This is a genomic window from Psychrobacter sp. T6-1 (genome assembly GCF_052258445.1).
Window position 1 is genome coordinate 1 of record NZ_JBQQFC010000703.1, and the last position, 696, is coordinate 696.

The following is a 696-nucleotide window of genomic DNA, read 5'->3' on the forward strand; positions in this document are numbered from 1 at the left end:
ATATTCCCAAAAAATACAGCGTACTCAGTAGCCAGACGGTTGCGGTGCCAGCTAGAGTCAATCGATTCATCTCACTTTTTTGTAAAGCGCGCTTATGATGCTTGATAAACTTGTACACTGCAATATAAGCCGCCGCGATAACCGACAGCACCGTTACCAAGTGCGGGTTCATCACCAGCTGCGTTTGCACAACGATAAATACGACGCTGGCAAGAATATAACCAACTGCAAAAAACCCCACGTACTCTGTCATGTTGGCGTTTGAGTTAATAGCGTTTTGATACGCAAGGGGCGCAGGCTTTTGTAAGCTGGGGTGTTGATCAGTCATGAGGCTACCTATTACAAAATTAGGGCGTGTTTGATAATTCACAAATACGCACTGACAGAGACTATTTTTTAGTCGCTGCTCTTAAATTAGAAGCAAGATAAAAATAGTAAGTTTAGTCATTCTAAGCGTCTACTTTTTATCAAAGGAGCGGCAAAAAAGAGTCCTGTCCTTTCAGGCTGATGCTAAAATTGCCCCCCCCAGCTCTATATAAGCAGTGTGTTGCAAGTCTAGCTAAGGTCTAGACATTATCTTCGACTTGCGCCATGTTTGGAACACATCTTTGATAAACTGGCAGCGATCAGCAGTGCCATGGTTGAATGTTCAACACGCCCTAAGCTATAAAATAAAAATTATCATCACTTAGCGCT

At 42.8% G+C, this 696-nt stretch carries 1 protein-coding gene; it reads right to left on the reverse strand.

Translation table 11 applies throughout. From position 1 onward, the window contains the following. A partial coding sequence (locus ACTXGO_RS15510; RefSeq protein ID WP_443575149.1) for an ABZJ_00895 family protein occupies window positions 1-328 on the reverse strand: 328 nt, incomplete at its 3' end. Window positions 329-696 lie beyond the last annotated feature (368 nt).